Source organism: Pseudomonas antarctica, assembly GCF_001647715.1.
GTDB lineage: Bacteria > Pseudomonadota > Gammaproteobacteria > Pseudomonadales > Pseudomonadaceae > Aquipseudomonas > Aquipseudomonas antarctica_A.
In genome coordinates this window covers 2,315,904-2,332,353 of record NZ_CP015600.1, presented here as the reverse complement: position 1 = coordinate 2,332,353, position 16,450 = coordinate 2,315,904, and the positions used below count along the sequence as shown (strand labels likewise).

The window sequence follows — 16,450 nt, the reverse complement described above, 5'->3', positions numbered from 1 at the left end:
TTGGCATAAGGTTTGAGGTGTACGCCTGGCTCTGCGAGGCTGCCATCACCATCAGCCACGCAAATCCTGTGCGATGCTTTGCGTAAATACGCCAGACCCGCTTTAATCGCGATCCATTTCCCCTGCACACCCCAAGGAACTGCAATGCGCCATCTGGACGGCACAACAAAACCGCTGCTTTTGATCGTGCTGGCCGGCCTGGCCCTGGCCGGTTGCTCGCCCAAGGACCACTCCCGTGCCACGGTGATCAATGGCGAACAGGGCCGGGCCGGGGCGCAGTTGGCCTATGAACATGAGCTGATGCTGGCGCTGCCCGGCGCCCTGCTTGCACCCCGCATGCACGCTACCCGTGAGGCTTGTGAATCGGCACGTTTCGGCGCCTGCAATATTCTGGGTATCACCGAAGATGACAATGGCGGCACGATCATCCTGCGCATCGCACCTACCGGCGTGGAGCCGATGGTCGCACTGGCCGCTGAAGGCGGAAAACTCGGCCAGCGCATCACTAGCGCCGAAGACCTGGCCGACGCGGTGGCCGATGTGCGCCGTCGCCAGGATCGCCTGCAAGCCCAACAGCAACGCCTCGACGAACTGGCCAAGCGCAAGGACATCACCGTCAGCGACCTGATCGCCCTGAGCAAGGAACAGGCTGCTATCGAAAACGAATTGCAGGAACTGGCACAGGTCGCCGCGGGCCAGCAACGTCGCCTTGATACCAACCGTGTGACCCTGAATTTCCGTTCTTCCGACGGTGAGAATCAACCCTCACGCTTCAGCCGGATGTTCAGCAACCTGGGTGACAACCTGGTGAACGGCACGGCAGACGCCCTGGAGCGCGCCAGTTATGTGCTGCCGTTTGTGATCCTGGCGTTCCCGGTGGTGTGGTTGTGGGTCTGGCTGTGGCGCCGGTTCGTTAAACGCCGCCCATGATCAGCGCTTCATACAGCGCTGATAGCGCTCATCCACCCGCTTGGCAAACCACGCCGTGGTCAGGTTGCGGGTGATCTTCGGGCTCTTGAGCACGATGCCCGGCAGGATCGCCCGTGGCATCGGCTTGCCTGCCGCCTTATCAGCTAGAGCAAATACACGCTGGTAGAGGGTGGTCTGCTCAAAGTCCAATTGCTCGCCCTGCTCCAGCTGGCTGCGGATGCTGGGGTTGCGCATGTCCAACTTCGAACCCAGCGAGCGCACCGCCAGCTCAGTGGTGCCCGGCAGCAGCGACCCGTAGCGAATCAAATCCCCGTCCAACGCCAGCTCGGTGCCGCTGGCACGACTGACGGCAGCCTGGAACGCAGCGTTACGACTGGCGTACCAGCCCGCGTTGAAATCGGCAAAGCGGTACAACGGCTGGTCGTAGTTCACCGGGTAACCGAGCAGATGGGTGATACCAAAATACATCCCGCCACGACGAGTGAAGACTTCGCGCCGAATCGTGCCATCCACGGTGTAGGGATAATCACGGGCGTGCTGTTGCGCAAAGTCGATGCTGACCTGCATGGGGCCGGCGGTATGCACCGGGTTGAAACCGCCAAACAATGAATTGCCCAAGGGCACCATGCTGATGAAATCATCAAAGATGCCGCTCAGGTCCTTCTCTGTGCGTGCGGCGTTGAGGCGATCGGCGTAAGTCTTACCGCTGGGCGAGCGCAATTGCAGCGTGGTCCGCACCACGAAGGCCGGGACATGGACCTTGCCGGCACGCCGCAGAATTTCATCCTGGGCGATCTTGCCCATGTTTGGCACGGGTGGGTCGACCTGGTAGGTGGACTCTTGCTCGGTCACCGCCAGCACAGCGCAGATATTCTCGGTGCTGGGGTAGATTTTCTGGGTGTCGAAGGCGGTGTAAATGTCCTGGCCCCAGCCACTGCGGTCGGGAACCGAGGTCGGCAACAGGCGCACGATCTGCGCCTTTACCTCGGCCTCGCTGCGTACAGGCTGCTGCGGGCCACGTGGGGTGGAGCAGCCGGCCAGCACCAGCAATGTAGTGAGGCACAGGATCAGACGGCTTGAATACATGGGGCTTCCTTGAGTAACGACGGGCCGGGCAATGCGGATATCGACAGGTAAGTCTAACCGGGGTTCGCCGACCTGCTGCACTCGCCAGTTATCACCGAACATGACAGGATCCGTCATCAGCCATTCGTACACGGAGTTGGATGCCATGCTCAGTCTGAATTTCTTCGTCACCTGCCTGATCGTCGTACTGATCCCCGGCACTGGCGTGATTTTTACCGTCTCTACCGGCCTGACCTCCGGCAAACGCGCCAGCTTGTTTGCCGCGCTGGGCTGCACCGCCGGGATCATTCCTCACTTGCTGGCGTCGATACTGGGCCTGTCCGCCCTGCTCCACACCAGCGCCTTGGCCTTCGAAGCATTGAAATTCGCCGGCGCGGCCTACCTGCTGTACTTGGCCTATGCCACCTGGCGTGACCGCTCGGCCTTTGCAATGAGCGACACGCCGACGGTTGCGACCGCGCGCAGCCTGATGCTGCGTGGCTTTTTGCTGAACATCCTCAACCCCAAGCTGACGATTTTCTTCCTGGCCTTCCTGCCTCAATTCGTAACGCCAGGCGGCACGGCGCCAGCCGTGCAGATGCTGGTACTGAGCGGCGTGTTCATGGCGATGACGCTTGCAGTGTTTGTGCTGTATGGCCTGTTGGCCAATGTGTTTCGTCGTGCGGTGGTCGAATCGCCACGTGTGCAGAACTGGCTGCGTCGCAGTTTTGCCACGGCCTTTGCAGGGCTCGGGTTAAACCTGGCGTTTGCGCAGCGCTGAAAACGTGTCGAATCGTGTTAATGGATCACTGACAAGGACTACTGAAACTTCCCACGTAATAGCCGGACAAGCTCTACAGATCTCTCCTTAAAACCTCTGCAAAGTCCTTCGCCTGATCACACAGTGCGAGGGATTGCAGATGGTTTTTTTCGTTAAAGCCCGGATTTTTGGGGCTGTCGCTTGAACCCGGCCATTGGCAGGCTGGCCCTGGCCCCAATGGATGCAAAGACGGTCGATGTTGAAACCGTCTTGCGCGACTTTAGAGAGTGCCTGAACACCTTCGACGACTGGGCTTCGAGCCTCTGGAGCTTTTCGGCGCTGGATGTCGAGCAGGTGTTCAAGGTCGGGGACGAGGTGGCGCTGGTCGCGCCCATCAACCGCTCCATTTTTCCCGGCAGCACCGTCGCCACGTGCCAGGCCAACGGCACGTTGACCCTGGTGCACATGTTCCAGAGCACGCGGTTTGTGCCCATCGGCAACACACCGGTGGTGCTGCAACGCGTCGATCCCAACGGCGGCCCGCTGGGCGAGCCGATCCACAAGACCATCGGCCCCAGCGGCATTCTCGAAATCACCGAGTGTGATCGCAACCAGCAGTACCGAATCAGCTTCTATCCCAACGTTTCCACGGAGCACGTCAAGGCGCTGTACGCGTCTTATCAGTCGGTGATCGGCGAGCTGGAAGCGCGCCTGCGCGGAGAGTGGAACAGCACTCTCCAAGCGCAGTGGAAAGACTATACGGACGCTACCCCGCTGGACCAACGCCGGATGCTGGAGGCGGCGTTTCTCAGTGGCATGGGCAAAGCGCTTTACGGGCTGTGGGACAACTTAACCCAGCTGTATGAGCTGTTGGCGGACATCAAGCCCAACAGCGAGAAGTTGCTGCAATACATCTCCCAAACCGAACTTGATGAACTGCTGAAGCTCGGCAACGACGCGATTGCCAACGGCCTGCTGATACTCAGCGATGAGCCGCTGTTGTTCATTTATGTGTCGGCGATGGTCAGCTGGATGCGAATGCTGCCGCCGCAAGAAATGAACGAGCTGATGGGGGAAATCACCGGCGAGGTGTTGATCAACCTGTTGCTGATTTGGGCGACTGCGGGAATGGGCGTGGCGGTGCGCCTGGGTGCTCAAGCGCTTGGGCATATTAAGTCTGGGCGGACGCGGGATCTGCTGGAGTTGTTGGCGACAAAGCTGGTGATGCCCAGGCTGGAGCCGCATGCCGTGGTGGTGAAGCCGTTGCTGTTGAGTAGTACGGCGACGCCGATCAAGACCGTGCCGGTTGCGTCGTTGAAAGCTGGCGAGCAGTTGGTTTCCAACGCGGTGCCTGCGGTTCGTAAGAAGACCCAGCAGACGGCATTGGTGCGCCAGGAACATGTCGACGATGTGCCCGCTGCGGGTAAGAACCCGAACGGCGATGCGGCGGCCCCTGCGGACAAGACCGCCACCAATGGCTGCCCGGTGTCGATGGTGACCGGGGAGGAACTGCTGACCCTCACCGATGGCACCTTGCATGGGGTTTTGCCGTTTGAGTGGACGCGGCTGTATCGCACCAGTGCGGTGGACGTGGATTGCGGGTTGGGGTTTGGCTGGAGTCATGCGCTGGCCCAGCGGTTGGTGGTTACGGGTGATTCGGTGGTGTGGACGGATCATGAGAACCGGTCGACTGCCCTACCCTTGGCTACGGTGGCTCGGCCGGCGATTACCAACAGCCTGGCCGAAGCCGCGATTTATCTGGGGGCTTTGCCCGATGAACTGGTGCTGGCTCAGGCGTCGCGTTTTTATCACTTTCGCGACGGTGTGCTGACAGCCATCAGTGATACGTATGACAACCGGCTGCGGATTTCTCGTGATCGCCTAGGGCGAATTAAGCGGCTGGATAACGGTGTAGGCCGGTGTTTGTTTTTGCGCTACGAACAGGGCCGCATTGCTGCGGTGGACTACCAGGTTCATCGCGCCAAAGGGCATGAACCCTTTGAATGGGTGACTGAACAGAACGTCGTTTCCTACGCCTATGACGATATTGGCCGACTGGTGTCGGCGACCAACGCTGTCGGTGAAAGCGAGGTTTATCGGTACGACGATCAGCACGTCATTCTGGAACGGCAGCTGGCCGGTGGGGCGAGTTTCTTTTGGGCGTGGGAACGGGCTGGCAAGGCGGCGCGCTGTGTCCGGCACTGGGCCAGCTTTTCGCAGATGGACACGCGGTATGCGTGGGATGACAACGGCCGGGTCACGGTTCAGAACGCTGATGGCAGTCGGGAAGTTTACGTCCACGATCAGCGGGCGCGGCTGGTGCAGCGCATTGATCCCGACGGTGCCGAGCACTTCAAATCCTACGATGACAAGGGCCGACTGACGGTCGAGCAGGACCCGTTGGGCGCGGTGACAGCGTATCAGTACGACGACGCAGGACGTCTGGTGGCGTTGTTTCCTGGGGAGGATGAACCGACTTCCTACGAGCATGACAACGGGTTCGTACGGGTAGTACGGCGTGGTGAAGCGGTCTGGAAGTATGAGCGCAACGATCAGGGCGACGTCATTCGTAAGACCGATCCCGACGGCCACATTACGGACTACAGCTACAACAAATACGGGCAACTGACCGGGATTTGGTATCCGGATAACAGCTGTCACCGGCTGGTCTGGAATGAACGTGGGCAGTTGCTTGAGGAACAGCTGCCGAATGGCGGTATCAAGCGCTATCGCTATGACGATCTTGGGCGGAAGGTTACGCACGAGGATGAACAGGGCGCGCTGACTCAGTATCAGTGGGACAGCATGGGCCGATTGACTCGTGTGGTGTTGCCAGGCGGCGCGACGCGGGAATACAGCTACAACCCCTACGGAAAAATCACCGCTGAACGCGATGAACGGGGCCACGTCACCCGCTACGAATACGCCGACGGCCTGCACCTGATCAGCCGCCGCATCAATGCCGACGGCAGCCAAGTCAACTACCGCTACGACAACGTACGGTTGCTGCTGACCGCGATCGAGAATGAAGTCGGCGAAACCTACCAGCTCGCTTACCACCCCAGTGGCCTGATCCAGCAGGAAATCGGTTTTGACGGCCAGCGTACCGCCTACGTTTACGACCTCAACGGTAACCTGGCGGAAAAGACCGAATATGGTGATGACGGCAGTCAGCTAGTCACCCGCTATAAGCGAGACCACGCTGGCCGCCTTGTACGAAAAACCCTGCCCGACGGCAACCTTGTTGACTACGCCTACGACCGCCAAGGCAACCTCCTCAGCGTCGACGACGGCCACTGGGCGCTAGCCTACGAATACGACAGCCAAAACCGCCTCACCGCCGACCACCAGGGCTGGGGCACCTTGCGCTACGGTTACGACGCCTGCGGCCAACTGCAAAACCTGCGCCTGCCGGATAACAACCGCCTGACCTTCAACCACGACAAAGGCGGCCACCTCGCCACCGTAGAGTTGAACGGCAAAAACCTCACGTCCCACCTGTTCAAAACCGGCCGCGAGCACCAGCGCCAACAAGGCCAGCTCCTCAGTCATTACCACTACGACGAGCAAAACCGCCTGCACACCCATGCTGTCAGCCAACAGCAACACACCCTCTACCAGCGCCAATACGACTACGACAAAACCGGCAACCTCATCCGCCTGCTCGACACCCGTAAAGGCCAACACGACTACAACTACGACCCCCTCGCCCGCCTGACCCGCGCCGATCACTCGCAAGGCGTGCAAGAACGCTTCGGCCACGACCCAGCGGGCAACCTGCTGATGCAGGATCGACCGGGCCCGGACATCGTTACCGGCAACCGCCTGATGATCCAGGGCGATCATCATTACGACTATGACGCCTTCGGTAACCTGATCCGCCAAAGGCGCGGTAAGGGTCACCAACTTGTCACCGAATATCGATACGACTGCCAGCATCGGCTGATCGGCATTACCCAGCCGAACGGGCAAACAGCCAGCTATCGCTATGACCCGTTTGGGCGGCGGATCAGCAAAACCGTCGACGACATCACCACAGAGTTTTTCTGGCAAGGCGACAAGCTGATTGCCGAACACCATGCAGATCGTCATCGCAGCTACATCTACGAACCGGACAGTTTTAGGCCTTTGGCACTGCTGGAAGGCTTTGGTCCAAAAGACACCCAGCCCTTCCACTACCAACTCGACCACCTCGGAACACCGCAGGAACTGACCGCGCCTGACGGCAAAATCGTCTGGTCGGCGCACTACCGCGCCTACGGAGAAATTGCCCGACTCGACATCGGAAAAATCGACAACCCGCTGCGTTTTCAGGGCCAATATTTCGATGCGGAAAGCGGACTGCACTACAACCGCCATCGCTACTACAATCCGGACAGTGGTCGTTACCTGACGCCTGACCCGGTAAAGCTGGCGGGTGGGATCAACGCGTACCAGTACGTGCCGAACCCTACGGGTTGGATTGATCCGGCAGGCTTGAATTCATGTCCTGGTGGAGATGGTTGCAAGTCAAGCGCTAACGTTCAAAACTCAACTAAAGGTGTACATCACGGAGAGCCCGCGTTACCTCAACTGACACGTGCGGAACGACTGGCAAAAATTGATGAGCTCGCAGAGGCAAATACCTACAGACGCTTGGACAAGCTCGAAGAGGAGACACCAGGCGCACATTTTTTAGAAAAACACGGCGCCCAGACAACACTTGAATCTCAGCTCGAAAGAGTCAGATCAGCAAAAAACCCAACAACAGGAATTGTTGAGATTTACACATCAGGTAAGAAAAAAGGAGAACCTAAATACCCACCTGCAGCAACGCATTACCTGAGCCATAGGGATCAGTTGAATTCGATATATCGAGCACAGCTAATATTTAGAAGAAACGGTCATGCAGCATCATTGGAGCCGATGGACATGGGAAGAGTGATTGGTGAAGGGTATTCCAGTGGCGACCTGAAATATAGTCAACAACGCAAAGCACGAGTAATACTAGATAAAGATGGAAAACCAAAAACTGCATATACCGAGTGATGGACATGAAAAAAAATCCAAGCATGGCAATAATCCGTGGATTACTGTTCACATACGACATTGAAAATACGGACAATCCGGAAAGAGAAGATTTCATCTCCTCAAAGAATGTAAACAATAAAGAAGAACTTATTGAGCTTTTTGACGAACTGACCAAGCCAGAATTTCTGTCTTATACAAAACCAGAACAAGATTGGTTCATCGAGTCGATCGAACACTACTTATCTATTAATGATGACTTCAACGCCGTATTTAAAACAATGGCAACTTACTTCAGCGACCCTATAGCTGATCAACGAATCTTTATGCAGATCCTTTTAAGCCGTTTAAAGCAATACATGGTCAGTTTTAAAGACCAATAGACATCATAAGAACGCCACCACTCGACGTTACAGCCCAACCCCCGTGGTGAGAGAGCGAACATGCTCGCTCTCTCACCACGGGTCTTCGCGATAACCCTAAATCCCGGCCAACGCCAAATCCATCGCAAAATACGTAAAGATCAAATCCGCACCCGCACGTTTGATCGACCCCAACGTCTCCCGCACCACCCGCGCCTCATCAATCGCGCCCGCCTGGGCACCAAATTTGATCATCGCGTACTCACCACTCACCTGATAGGCCGCCACCGGCAAGCGCGAGGCTTCGCGAATGTCGCGGATGATGTCGAGGTAGGCACCGGCAGGCTTGACCATCAGCGCGTCCGCGCCCTCTTGCTCGTCCAGCAGCGATTCGCGCACGGCTTCGCGGCGGTTCATCGGGTTCATCTGGTAGCTTTTACGGTCGCCCTTGAGGGCGCTGCCACCGGCTTCGCGGAACGGGCCGTAGAGGGCCGAGGCGAATTTGGTGGAGTAGGCCATGATCGGAATATGGGTGAAGCCGGCGTCGTCCAGGGCGCGGCGAATCGCCTGGACCTGGCCGTCCATCGCTGCCGAAGGGGCGATCACATCGGCGCCGGCACGGGCTGCGGCCACGGCTTGCTTGCCGAGGTTGACCAACGTCGCGTCGTTGTCGACATGAGCACCGTGCATCACGCCGCAGTGGCCATGGTCGGTGTATTCGCAAAAGCAGGTGTCGGACATCACGATCATTTCCGGCACGGCGTCCTTGATGATCGAGGACATGCGCGAAACCAGGCCGCGTTCTTTCCAGGTGTCGCTGCCGTTGGCATCCAGGTGGTGGGACACACCAAAGGTCATCACCGATTTGATCCCGGCACGAGCAAAACGCTCGATCTCACCGGCCAGTTTCTTCTCTGGGATTCGCACCACACCCGGCATGCTGGTGATCGGTACGAAGTCGTCGATTTCTTCTTCGACGAAAATCGGCAACACCAGGTCGTTGAGGGTGAATTCGGTTTCCTGGAACAAGCCACGCAGCTCCGGGGAGCGGCGCAGGCGACGTGGGCGAGCTTGGGGGAACTGGCTGGTCATGGTTTTCCTGACTGGATGCTAAAACAGTAGAGGCAATAATCTTTGGGGCCAAAGCTTATGCCCCCAGGCCCCGGCAGTACAAACGCCAAGGGGCCAACAGTGTATTGCGCGGCCCGTAACAATTCATTGATCTAGAGCTGTACACGCCCTTCGATGCATACCGCTACCGCGCCGCCGATCCAGATTTCATCGCCGCGATGCTCGACGCGAATACGCCCGGCGCGCCCCATGGCAGTGCCTTGACTGACCACGTAACGGCTCGGCGCAAGGCCTTCACTGCGCAACCATTGGGCAAGACCGGCATTCAGACTACCGGTGGCTGGGTCTTCCGGGGCACCATCGCCGGCGATAAAAGCGCGGACTTCGAAGTGCGTGTCGACATCGTCGCGCGCCGGGTCACACGGCGCGATGACGCCAATGGCCAACCCGTGCAGTTGCGCGTAATCCGGCTGCAAGCCCAGCACCTGGTCACGATCGGCCAGCATCAGCGCCAGCCAGCCCGCGCCATTGTCCACCCATTGGCTGCGCACAATGGCCTCGGGCGCCAGACCCAGCGCCAGGCGCACGCGCTCCAGCACAGGGGCCTCTACCGCGCCGGAACGCAATAACGGCGGCGCAATAAACGCCAACTCATCGCCCTCACGACGGACACGCACCAGGCCGATTTCGCACTCCTGGATGATCTCCTCGCCTTTCGGCACGCCGCCCGCTTGCAGCCAGGCATGGCAGCTGCCCAACGTCGGGTGCCCGGCGAACGGCAGCTCGTTGAGCGTGGTAAAGATTCTCACCCGATAATCCGCCCGCGAATCACGCGGCGTCAGCAAAAACGTGGTTTCGCTGAGATTGGTCCAGTTGGCGAAGTCGGCCATTTGCTGGTCGGTGAGGCTGTCAGCGCCCAGCACCACGGCCAACGGGTTACCTTTGAGTGAGACGCTGCTGAATACATCCAGCTGTTTGAAATCGAAAGTCGGCATGCTTCAACTCGGTATGTTCAGGCCGCGGATCACCGCAGGGCGCGCAACAAAGCCGTCCAGCGCGCGCAGCACGTTAGGGAAATCGGCGATGCCCACCAGGTCGCCGGACTCGTAGAAGCCAATCAAGTTGCGAATCCACGGGAACGTGGCGATGTCCGCGATGCTGTATTCGTCGCCCATGATCCAGGTGCGGCCCAGCAGGTGTTTTTCCAGCACGCCCAGCAAACGCCGAGACTCGGCGGCGTAGCGATCGCGCGGGCGTTTATCTTCGTATTCCTTGCCGGCGAATTTATTGAAGAACCCGACTTGGCCGAACATCGGGCCGATGCCCGCCATCTGAAACATCAGCCACTGAAGGGTTTCGTAGCGGGTGGCCGGGTCTTCGGAGAGCAACTGGCTGGTTTTTTCCGCCAGGTAAATCAGAATCGCGCCGGACTCGAACAACGCCAGCGGCTGACCGCTCGGGCCATTGGGATCGATGATCGCGGGGATTTTGTTGTTGGGGTTCAGGGACAGAAACTCAGGTGACATCTGGTCCTGGGTCTCGAAACTGACCTTGTGCGCTTCATAAGGCAGGCCCAGTTCTTCGAGCATGATCGACACTTTGACGCCGTTGGGCGTGGGCAACGAATACAGCTGCAAGCGTTCAGGGTGTTGGGCGGGCCATTTGCTGTTGATCGGGAAAGCGGCGAGTGCATTCATCGGAAAGTCCCCAGGCGGAAAGTCCTCATAATAACCACTGGCTCGGCGTCCTGCATGGGTCATGATTGCGCAACATAGCCGCGCTAATCTCGCGTGCTGACGAACCAAAGAGCGGATAAACACTCTTAAGTGCGCCATCAGGGTGAACGGAGACACTCGTTACAACGACACGGAAAACCGCAGGACGCCGGATGCGTCACTGGCGCCGGGCCTGTACGACTTAACCCCAAGCACGAAGACTCGACACTACAATGACAATCAAGCCTCTGTGCCTTGCTAAACGCCTTAAACGCTATTCATACATCATGTTGCCGCTGCTTCTGGTCGGCGGCGCAATCGGCCTGACGCTGGAGTCGCGGACCAGCCGCGCCGAACCGGTGGATGGCGTACAAACCCTGGTCTTCCTGCGTCACGGTGAAAAACCGGTCGGCGGCCTCGGCCAGCTCAACTGCCAGGGCCTGAATCGCGCGATGAACCTGGCGAGCGTATTGCCGGAAAAATTCGGCAAGGCCAATTACGTATTCGCCGCCAACCCGACACGCAACGTCGAGGAAGGTGAACACGACAATTCCTACAGCTACATTCGGCCGCTGATGACCATCAGCCCCAGCGCCATCAAGCTCGGCCTGCCGGTGAATATCAAATTCTCAGCCAATGACACCAGCGCCCTCGCCGACGAGTTGGTCGAAGACAAGTACCACAACGCGATCATCTATACCGCCTGGTCCCATGGCTATCTGCCGGAGCTGATCAACAAGGTGGCCAGTGAAGCCTCGGGGGAAAAACACACCATCACTGAGGATTGGTCAGGCGATGACTACGACACGCTCTATGTCCTGACCTTGACCTGGCATAACGGCAAAGCGTCGCTGCTGAGCCGCAATTACAAGCAAGGCCTGAATAACGGCCAGCAGACATGCCCGGACGCAACTCAAGTCAGCGCAGATATCTGAAGCCTGGGCGCCACAGGCGTATGATGCCCCGCTATTGAACCATCTGCGGATCTGCACCATGCCCAACCTCATCTCCCACCAGCCCAACCGGGGCTGGTCCTTCTGGTGGAAACCAGCGCTGTTCGTGCTGGTGGCCTGCATAGGCCTCTACTACGTGAAGTGGTCGCCCTACTACCTCAAGGCGTTCGTGGCGGCGGATAACCACAGCATCGGCGCCTCGATTCTGAATGACCAGCAAAGCTCGCCACTGGCAGCGGCGCTGGCCTATGCCCAGGTATATTTCCTGGCGATCTGGAAGGCCGCCGTGCTGGCGGTCATCCTGGGCTCGCTGCTGCAAGTGTTGATTCCCCGCGACTGGTTGCTGCGTCTGTTCGGCCGCGCCGGGCTGGGTTCGACCGTGCGTGGCGGGCTGTTCGCCTTGCCGGGAATGATGTGCAGTTGCTGCGCGGCCCCGGTGGCGGCCGGCATGCGCCGTCAGCAGGTGTCGGTGGGCGCGGCCCTGGCCTTCTGGATCGCCAACCCGGTATTGAACCCGGCAACCCTGGTGTTCATGGGTTTTGTGCTGGGCTGGGGCTTTACCGCATTGCGGCTGGTCGCAGGTATTGTGCTGGTGGTCGGCGTGTCCCTGGTGGCGCAGCGGATTGCCCGGCCCGACCAAGTGCCTGAAGCCGCACTGGATGCGGTGGCCGACGTCAGCCAGGTCGAGTCGCAGCCGTTCCTGAGCCGTTGGTTACGCACCCTGTGGCAATTGTTCTGGAGCACGATCCCGATCTATATCGTCGCCGTGCTGGTGTTGGGTGCTGCGCGGGTCTGGCTGTTCCCCCATATTGACGGGGCCATGGCCAACAGCCTGATGTGGCTGGTGCCGCTGGCGATCGTCGGCACGCTGTTCGTGATTCCTACCGCCGCCGAGATCCCAATCGTACAAACCATGATGACCCTGGGCATGGGCACCGGGCCGGCCGTGGCCTTGCTGATGACCCTGCCCAGCGTGAGCCTGCCGTCACTGTTGATGCTGCGCAAGGATTTCGATGCGCGCGTGCTGGTGACGGTGGCCGGGCTGACCATGCTGATGGGCGTGGTGTGTGGGTTGATCGGGGCGGTCCTTCTTTAGATTTCTGGCGACATTCAGGGCCCTTTCACGAGCAAGCCCGCTCCCACATCCAACCGGGCTCATCCTGTAGGATTGCGATCGAAATGTGGGAGCGGGCTTGCTCGCGAAGAGGCCCTCAAACCCACCGATTATTCTCGCCTGGCACTGCGCTCGCGCAAATAATCCACCACCGCGCCCTGCTCCCCCGCGAACTCGATCCGTGCGCCTTTGCTTTCACGCTGGAAGGCGTACATCGGGTCGTAATACTCACGCAGCAACCCTTCGATCCACACCCGGTGCAAGTCCACCGCACCGCTGCGGGCCTGTTCAGCCAAAGCGTCCTGCAAAACAGCCTGCAAGCGCTGGAAGCGCTCGCCGCCCAGCCGTTTGTGGATATTGGCCAGGCTCTGGGTCAGGCGCTCGGCAAACAGCGCCGGGCCATTTTCTCCAAACACCTGGATAAACTCGGCGCACAGGTCGACCACGTAATCACGCAAGATCCTTTCGACCCGGCCTTCAACGCTGTCTTCCAGCCACACCATCGGGAACGCCTGCATGCCTTTGTACAATGGCAATGGCAGCGCACAGCTGCCGATCATGCGGCTCTCATCCTCAACGACAAATTGCTCGATACCCGCCGCGCGTTTTTTCAGCAGGTCCACCGCCAGGCGGTTTTCGAAGTCGATGTTGGACGGTTGTGTCGTGGCGCGCTTGCCGAAGCTGGAACCGCGATGGTTGGCGTGCCCCTCAAGGTCCAGGGCGTTATGCAACTGGCCAAGCACCTCGGTTTTACCCGTGCCGGTCATGCCGCCCAGCAATACGAAATCACACTCGGCGGTCGCTTGCTCCACGGTATCCAACAAAAAGGTACGCATGGCCTTGTAGCCACCGCCGACGCGGGGATACTCGATACCGGCTTCAGTCTTCAACCATTGCTGCACGATCTGCGAGCGCAGCCCGCCGCGAAAGCAGTACAAGTAACCGTCAGGATTGGCCTTGGCGAACTGCGCCCACTGTTCGATACGCTCGGCCTTGATTGCCCCCGAGACCAGCTCATGCCCCAGCACAATCGCGGCTTGCTGGCCCTGCTGTTTGTAACAGGTGCCGACCCGCTGGCGCTCGTCGTCAGTCATCAACGGCAGGTTGATCACCCCGGGAAACGCGCCCTTGATGAATTCGATCGGCGCGCGGGTATCCATCATCGGCCGGTCGTTGAGGAAGATGTCGCGGTAGTTGGTGATGTCGGTTGCCATCAAAACACCTCTACCGCGTGTGTCTGTCGCTCAACCAGTTCACCGATCGGCTCCAGGCTCAGGCCCAGCTCGGCGGCCACCGCGTGGAACTCAGCGTCACCTTCGGCGGTAACGGCGATCAGCAGGCCGCCACTGGTCTGCGGGTCGCACAGCACGCGTTTGTGCAGCTCCTGCAAGCGCCCGAGTTTGCTCGAGTAGCTGTCGAAGTTGCGCAAGGTGCCACCGGGCATGCAGCCCTGATCCAGGTAATCCTCGATCCCTGCAAGGCGTGGGACTTTTTCGTACTCGATGCGGGCCGTGAGACCACTGCCGTCAGCCATTTCCACCAGGTGGCCCAACAGGCCGAAACCGGTGACATCCGTCATGGCCGTGACGCCGCCCAACTTACCGAAGCGGCTGCCGGGTTTATTGAGTGTGCACATCCAGTCACGGGCCACGCCGACATCCGCCTCGCGCAATTTGCCCTTCTTCTCGGCAGTGGTGAGGATGCCGATGCCCAGCGGTTTGGTCAGGTACAGTTTGCAGCCGGCGGTAGCGGTGTCGTTGCGTTTCATATGGCGCTTTTGCACGATGCCGGTCACGGCCAGGCCGAAAATCGGCTCCGGGGCATCAATGGAGTGGCCACCCGCCAGCGGGATACCGGCGGCATCGCACACCGAACGGCCGCCACGGATCACTTCGCGGGCAACCTCCGGCGCCAGCACATTCACCGGCCAGCCCAGAATGGCAATGGCCATCAACGGGTCGCCCCCCATGGCGTAGATGTCGCTGATCGCGTTGGTGGCGGCAATGCGGCCGAAGTCAAAGGGGTCATCGACGATCGGCATGAAAAAGTCAGTGGTGGAAACCACACCGCGTTCGTCGTCGATGGCGTACACCGCCGCATCGTCGCGTGAGGCATTGCCGACCCACAGATTGGGGTCGAGGTTCTGCGCGCCGCTGCCGGCGAGGATCACTTCCAGCACCTGGGGCGAAATCTTGCAGCCGCAACCCGCGCCGTGGCTGTACTGGGTGAGGCGAATCGGCTCGTTCATGGTGGACCTCAAGGTAACAAGTGGGCGGATTCTATCAGACAGCAAAAAGCCGGCTGGACTCTTGGGAGTTCAGCCGGCTTTTGGGTTTAGCCGTTACTGCCTGGCAGCGAGCAAACGCTTATGGCGATTGCGCCGCGCGATGTTCAGGCACTCGATCACCGCCGAGAACGCCATGGCCGCGTACACGTAGCCTTTTGGCACGTGAGCGCCGAAGCCTTCAGCGATCAACGTCATGCCGATCATGATCAGGAAGCCCAGGGCCAGCATCACGACCGTCGGGTTGTCGTTGATGAACTTGGCCAGTGGTTCAGCCGCCACCAGCATCACGATAACCGAGGTCACCACGGCAATGATCATGATCGGCAAATGCTCGGTCATGCCCACGGCGGTGATGATGCTGTCGATGGAGAACACCAGGTCGAGCAGCAGGATCTGACCAATCGCCGCGGCAAAGCCGATGGTCACCACATTGCCGGTGGTCGCCTTTTCTTCCGGCTCAGGGTCCATGCTGTGATGGATCTCGGTAGTCGCCTTCCACACCAGGAACAGGCCACCGGCGATCAGGATCATGTCTTTCCACGAAAACGCCTGGCCGAAGATCTCAAATACCGGGGCCGTCAACTTCACGATAAACGCGATAGTGCTCAACAGGCCCAGGCGCAACACCAGCGCCATGCTGATACCGATACGCCGCGCCTTGGCTCGGTGCTTTTCAGGCAATTTGTTGGTGAGGATCGAGATAAAGATCAGGTTATCGATGCCCAGCACGATTTCCATGACGATCAAGGTGGCCAGTGCCACCCAGGCGGTGGGGCTGGCGGCCAGTTGTAAAAGGTAGTCCATAGGTCAGTCCTGACGTTGTGCTGGGGAATTAGGCTTCTTTGTTGCTCGTTTCAGGCTCTTTTTCTTGCTGATCAGCCTTTTTTTGCGGACTGATCAGGCCTTGCGTCGCCTCACTCAATGCCTGCTCGGCGGCTTTGTGGGTGTCATCGATGGCTTGCTTGGCCGACTCGGTCGCCTTGCCCAGCACTTGCTGGGCGCTTTTTTCGACCTGATCACACCCGCTGATCACCACCAATGAAAGCGCAAGTAAGGCCGCCGCGCCCAGGGAATTGAGTTGCATGCTGTATTCCTCGTTAGAACCAGTGGGTCCAAATAGTGGCCCCTCGATAGCGAGGCATTCTATGCAGCTGAACAGTTCAGGAAAATTCGTATTTTTCTCGCG

At 59.2% G+C, this 16,450-nt stretch carries 14 protein-coding genes; 6 read left to right on the top strand and 8 right to left on the bottom strand.

What is annotated here, in order from left to right; all coding sequences use genetic code 11:
- Positions 1 to 144 precede the first annotated feature (144 nt).
- Positions 145 to 930 (top strand): DUF4349 domain-containing protein, encoded by a 786-nt coding sequence (locus A7J50_RS10785; RefSeq protein ID WP_064451772.1) that lies wholly within the window; start codon positions 145 to 147, stop codon positions 928 to 930.
- Here the strand turns inward: A7J50_RS10785 and A7J50_RS10780 are convergent, their stop codons facing one another.
- Positions 931 to 2,016, bottom strand: coding sequence for a DUF1615 domain-containing protein (locus tag A7J50_RS10780; RefSeq protein WP_064451771.1), 1,086 nt, complete (start codon positions 2,014 to 2,016; stop codon positions 931 to 933).
- 145 nt (positions 2,017 to 2,161) lie between these two features.
- Between A7J50_RS10780 and A7J50_RS10775 the strand changes: the two genes are divergently transcribed.
- From A7J50_RS10775 to A7J50_RS10765, 3 genes are all read left to right on the top strand, one after another.
- Positions 2,162 to 2,776 carry a LysE family translocator gene (locus A7J50_RS10775; RefSeq protein WP_064451770.1) on the top strand — a complete coding sequence of 205 codons (615 nt, stop codon included), beginning with the start codon at positions 2,162 to 2,164 and terminating at the stop codon, positions 2,774 to 2,776.
- A gap of 216 nt (positions 2,777 to 2,992) precedes the next feature.
- The gene (locus A7J50_RS10770; protein ID WP_064451769.1) at positions 2,993 to 7,783 is read left to right on the top strand and encodes an RHS repeat-associated core domain-containing protein; all 4,791 of its coding nucleotides are present in this window, start codon (positions 2,993 to 2,995) and stop codon (positions 7,781 to 7,783) included.
- Between the two features lie 5 nt (positions 7,784 to 7,788).
- Positions 7,789 to 8,145 (top strand): hypothetical protein, encoded by a 357-nt coding sequence (locus A7J50_RS10765; protein WP_064454900.1) that lies wholly within the window; start codon positions 7,789 to 7,791, stop codon positions 8,143 to 8,145.
- Positions 8,146 to 8,241: 96 nt separating this feature from the next.
- Here the strand turns inward: A7J50_RS10765 and hemB are convergent, their stop codons facing one another.
- The 3 genes from hemB to A7J50_RS10750 form a co-directional block, all read right to left on the bottom strand.
- Positions 8,242 to 9,216: a porphobilinogen synthase gene (hemB, locus tag A7J50_RS10760; protein WP_053255439.1), complete on the bottom strand. Its 975-nt coding sequence runs from the start codon at positions 9,214 to 9,216 to the stop codon at positions 8,242 to 8,244.
- Between the two features lie 131 nt (positions 9,217 to 9,347).
- Positions 9,348 to 10,190, bottom strand: a complete 843-nt coding sequence (locus A7J50_RS10755; protein WP_064451768.1) for a PhzF family phenazine biosynthesis protein — start codon at positions 10,188 to 10,190, stop codon at positions 9,348 to 9,350.
- Positions 10,191 to 10,193: 3 nt separating this feature from the next.
- Entirely contained in the window at positions 10,194 to 10,892 is a 699-nt protein-coding gene (locus A7J50_RS10750) for a glutathione S-transferase N-terminal domain-containing protein (protein WP_064451767.1), read from the bottom strand.
- Between the two features lie 251 nt (positions 10,893 to 11,143).
- Between A7J50_RS10750 and A7J50_RS10745 the strand changes: the two genes are divergently transcribed.
- On the top strand, positions 11,144 to 11,845 hold the full coding sequence (locus tag A7J50_RS10745) for a hypothetical protein (protein ID WP_064451766.1): 702 nt from the start codon (positions 11,144 to 11,146) through the stop codon (positions 11,843 to 11,845).
- A gap of 58 nt (positions 11,846 to 11,903) precedes the next feature.
- Positions 11,904 to 12,959, top strand: a complete 1,056-nt coding sequence (locus A7J50_RS10740; protein ID WP_064451765.1) for a permease — start codon at positions 11,904 to 11,906, stop codon at positions 12,957 to 12,959.
- A gap of 128 nt (positions 12,960 to 13,087) precedes the next feature.
- Here A7J50_RS10740 and mnmH read toward each other — a convergent pair whose 3' ends face one another.
- From mnmH to A7J50_RS10720, 4 genes are all read right to left on the bottom strand, one after another.
- Entirely contained in the window at positions 13,088 to 14,191 is a 1,104-nt protein-coding gene (mnmH, locus tag A7J50_RS10735) for a tRNA 2-selenouridine(34) synthase MnmH (protein ID WP_064451764.1), read from the bottom strand.
- Positions 14,191 to 15,225, bottom strand: coding sequence for a selenide, water dikinase SelD (selD, locus tag A7J50_RS10730; RefSeq protein ID WP_064451763.1), 1,035 nt, complete (start codon positions 15,223 to 15,225; stop codon positions 14,191 to 14,193). Before selD ends, mnmH begins: the two co-directional genes overlap by 1 nt.
- 93 nt (positions 15,226 to 15,318) lie before the next feature.
- Positions 15,319 to 16,068, bottom strand: a complete 750-nt coding sequence (locus A7J50_RS10725) for a TerC family protein (protein WP_064451762.1) — start codon at positions 16,066 to 16,068, stop codon at positions 15,319 to 15,321.
- 28 nt (positions 16,069 to 16,096) lie between these two features.
- Positions 16,097 to 16,348: a hypothetical protein gene (locus A7J50_RS10720; RefSeq protein ID WP_064451761.1), complete on the bottom strand. Its 252-nt coding sequence runs from the start codon at positions 16,346 to 16,348 to the stop codon at positions 16,097 to 16,099.
- Between the last annotated feature and the right edge of the window lie 102 nt (positions 16,349 to 16,450).

Excerpts from the sequence above, each read along its gene's own strand:
- A7J50_RS10750 (WP_064451767.1), bottom strand. The coding sequence starts at position 10,892 with ATGAATGCACTCGCCGCTTTCCCGATCAACAGCAAATGGCCCGCCCAA.
- A7J50_RS10720 (WP_064451761.1), bottom strand. The coding sequence starts at position 16,348 with ATGCAACTCAATTCCCTGGGCGCGGCGGCCTTACTTGCGCTTTCATTG.
- hemB (WP_053255439.1), bottom strand. The coding sequence starts at position 9,216 with ATGACCAGCCAGTTCCCCCAAGCTCGCCCACGTCGCCTGCGCCGCTCC.
- A7J50_RS10765 (WP_064454900.1), top strand. The coding sequence starts at position 7,789 with ATGAAAAAAAATCCAAGCATGGCAATAATCCGTGGATTACTGTTCACA.
- A7J50_RS10755 (WP_064451768.1), bottom strand. The coding sequence starts at position 10,190 with ATGCCGACTTTCGATTTCAAACAGCTGGATGTATTCAGCAGCGTCTCA.
- mnmH (WP_064451764.1), bottom strand. The coding sequence starts at position 14,191 with ATGGCAACCGACATCACCAACTACCGCGACATCTTCCTCAACGACCGG.
- A7J50_RS10780 (WP_064451771.1), bottom strand. The coding sequence starts at position 2,016 with ATGTATTCAAGCCGTCTGATCCTGTGCCTCACTACATTGCTGGTGCTG.
- A7J50_RS10770 (WP_064451769.1), top strand. The coding sequence starts at position 2,993 with ATGGATGCAAAGACGGTCGATGTTGAAACCGTCTTGCGCGACTTTAGA.
- A7J50_RS10745 (WP_064451766.1), top strand. The coding sequence starts at position 11,144 with ATGACAATCAAGCCTCTGTGCCTTGCTAAACGCCTTAAACGCTATTCA.
- A7J50_RS10740 (WP_064451765.1), top strand. The coding sequence starts at position 11,904 with ATGCCCAACCTCATCTCCCACCAGCCCAACCGGGGCTGGTCCTTCTGG.
- A7J50_RS10725 (WP_064451762.1), bottom strand. The coding sequence starts at position 16,068 with ATGGACTACCTTTTACAACTGGCCGCCAGCCCCACCGCCTGGGTGGCA.
- A7J50_RS10775 (WP_064451770.1), top strand. The coding sequence starts at position 2,162 with ATGCTCAGTCTGAATTTCTTCGTCACCTGCCTGATCGTCGTACTGATC.
- selD (WP_064451763.1), bottom strand. The coding sequence starts at position 15,225 with ATGAACGAGCCGATTCGCCTCACCCAGTACAGCCACGGCGCGGGTTGC.
- A7J50_RS10785 (WP_064451772.1), top strand. The coding sequence starts at position 145 with ATGCGCCATCTGGACGGCACAACAAAACCGCTGCTTTTGATCGTGCTG.